The organism is Pseudomonas sp. P5_B2 (assembly GCF_056400445.1).
Genome location: NZ_JBFULH010000541.1, coordinates 1 through 2794 on the forward strand (window position 1 = coordinate 1; position 2794 = coordinate 2794).

Genomic DNA, 2794 nt, shown 5'->3' on the forward strand with positions numbered 1-2794 from the left:
GATTGCTTTCATTATCTTTCGAATCGAAATTTAGCAGCCAATGTCGAAGCGCAATACGCCCCAACGCCGACACAATATCCTCACCTTGCTCAATGAGCAGGGCGAAGTCAGTGTGGATGAGCTTGCAAAACGTTTCGAAACTTCGGAAGTTACGATTCGCAAGGATCTGGCAGCGCTGGAAAGTAATGGCCTGCTGCTGCGTCGTTACGGCGGAGCGATCACCATGCCTCAGGAATTGGTCGCTGACATCGGCCAACCCGTCTCCAAATATAAACAAGCCATTGCCCGCGCCGCCGTCACACGTATTCGGGAGCATGCGCGGATCATCATCGATAGCGGCAGCACCACCGCCGCGATGATTCCGGAACTCGGTCAACAGCCAGGGTTGGTGGTGATGACCAATTCCCTGCATGTTGCCAATGCGTTGAGCGAGCTCGAACACGAGCCGGTACTGTTGATGACCGGCGGTACCTGGGACCCGCATTCCGAGTCCTTTCAGGGACAGGTTGCAGAGCAGGTCTTGCGCTCTTACGACTTTGACCAATTGTTTATCGGGGCCGATGGCATCGATCTGGTCCGCGGTACCACCACTTTCAACGAACTGTTGGGGCTGAGCCGGGTCATGGCAGAAGTCGCCCGCGAAGTCGTCGTGATGGTGGAGGCCGACAAGATCGGCCGCAAAATCCCCAACCTGGAGCTGCCATGGAGCAGTGTCCATACCCTTATTACCGATGATCGCCTTTCGCTAGCAGCACGCGATCAGATTCAGGCCCGCGGAATCAATTTGATTTGCGCGGCTGTCAGTCAGGAGAAATAGCATGTGTGGAATTGTCGGCGCAGTCGCAGAACGTAACGTCACCGCCATCCTGCTCGAAGGCCTTAAGCGCCTGGAATACCGAGGCTATGACAGCGCCGGTGTGGCGGTCTTCACTAACGATGCAAAGCTCGAACGCATGCGTCGTCCGGGCAAGGTCAGCGAGTTGGAACTGGCACTTGAAGCCGAGCCACTGGTCGGTCGCCTTGGCATCGCCCACACCCGTTGGGCCACACACGGTGCACCTTGCGAGCGCAATGCCCACCCGCATTTCTCCGGCGATCTGGCCGTGGTGCACAACGGCATCATCGAAAACCACGAAGCCCTGCGTGAGCAACTCAAAGCCTTGGGTTATGTGTTCACCTCGGACACCGACACCGAAGTCATTGCCCACCTGCTGAATCACAAACTCAAGGACCTGCGCGATCTGACAGTGGCCCTCAAGGCCACCGTTAAAGAGTTGCACGGCGCTTATGGTCTGGCCGTGATCAGTGCCGATCAGCCGGATCGTCTGGTCGCTGCTCGCAGTGGTAGCCCGTTGGTGATTGGTTTGGGCCTGGGTGAAAACTTCCTCGCTTCCGATCAGTTGGCCCTGCGCCAGGTCACTGACCGTTTCATGTACCTGGAAGAAGGCGATATCGCTGAAATTCGCCGTGACAGCGTGCATATCTGGGACGTTGACGGCAAAGCCGTCGAGCGCGACACCGTGCAGTATCGCGACGGTGCCGAGGCCGCGGACAAGGGCGAGTACCGCCACTTCATGCTCAAGGAAATCCACGAGCAACCGGCGGTTGTTCAGCGCACCCTCGAAGGTCGTCTGAGCCCGAACGGCGTGCTGGTACAAGCATTCGGTCCACAGGCTGCCGAGTTGTTCGCCAAAGTGCGCAACGTGCAGATCGTTGCCTGCGGCACCAGCTATCACGCCGGTATGGTTGCCCGATACTGGCTTGAAGAACTGGCCGGCATCCCGTGCCAGGTCGAGGTGGCCAGCGAATTCCGCTACCGCAAAGTCGTGGTGCAGCCAGACACCCTGTTCGTGAGCATCTCCCAGTCCGGTGAAACCGCCGACACCCTGGCCGCACTGCGCAACGCCAAGGAGCTTTCAAGAGAAGAAGGGGGCTACCTCGCCAGCCTGGCGATCTGCAACGTCGGTATCAGTTCGCTGGTGCGTGAGTCCGACCTCACCCTACTGACCCAGGCCGGTCGCGAAATTGGCGTGGCGTCGACCAAAGCCTTCACTACTCAACTGGTGGGCCTGCTGTTACTGACCCTGTCCCTGGGTCAGGTTCGCGGCACATTGGTCAAAGGCGTCGAAGCAACTTTGGTTGAAGAACTGCGTCGTCTGCCAACCCGCCTGGGCGAAGCCCTGGCCATGGACAGCACCGTCGAGAAAATCGCCGAACTGTTCGCTGAGAAGAACCACACGCTGTTCCTCGGCCGTGGTGCGCAATTCCCGGTAGCGATGGAAGGGGCGCTGAAGCTAAAGGAAATCTCCTACATCCACGCTGAAGCCTACCCGGCTGGCGAGCTGAAACACGGTCCGTTGGCGCTTGTGGATAACGACATGCCGGTGGTGACCGTGGCGCCGAACAACGAGCTGCTGGAGAAGCTCAAATCCAACCTCCAGGAAGTCCGCGCCCGTGGTGGTCAATTGATTGTCTTCGCAGACGAGCAGGCCGGCATGACCAATGGTGAAGGCACACACGTTGTGCACATGCCGCACATCCACGACATCCTGTCTCCGATCCTCTACACCATCCCGCTGCAGTTGTTGTCGTACTACGTTGCTGTGTTGAAAGGTACGGACGTTGACCAGCCGCGTAATCTGGCGAAGTCGGTGACGGTGGAATAAGTCGAAAGACGCAGGGGCACGATCCGTGCCCCTGCGTTTTTTATCCATGCACTCAAAACACTGTAGAAAAATCCCCGAAAAAATCCGCGAAATACCCCCGTAATACACAAACTAGAAAACGCTGAAAG

At 57.8% G+C, this 2794-nt stretch carries 2 protein-coding genes; both read left to right on the forward strand.

The genetic code is table 11. The features are described 5' to 3' along the window. Window positions 1-40: 40 nt before the first annotated feature. A complete protein-coding gene (locus AC1DRJ_RS23640) occupies window positions 41-817 on the forward strand; it encodes a DeoR/GlpR family DNA-binding transcription regulator (RefSeq protein WP_477804282.1) in 777 nt (258 codons plus the stop codon). A gap of 1 nt (window position 818) precedes the next feature. Then, entirely contained in the window at window positions 819-2666 is a 1848-nt protein-coding gene (gene glmS, locus AC1DRJ_RS23645) for a glutamine--fructose-6-phosphate transaminase (isomerizing) (protein ID WP_477804283.1), read from the forward strand. Window positions 2667-2794 lie beyond the last annotated feature (128 nt).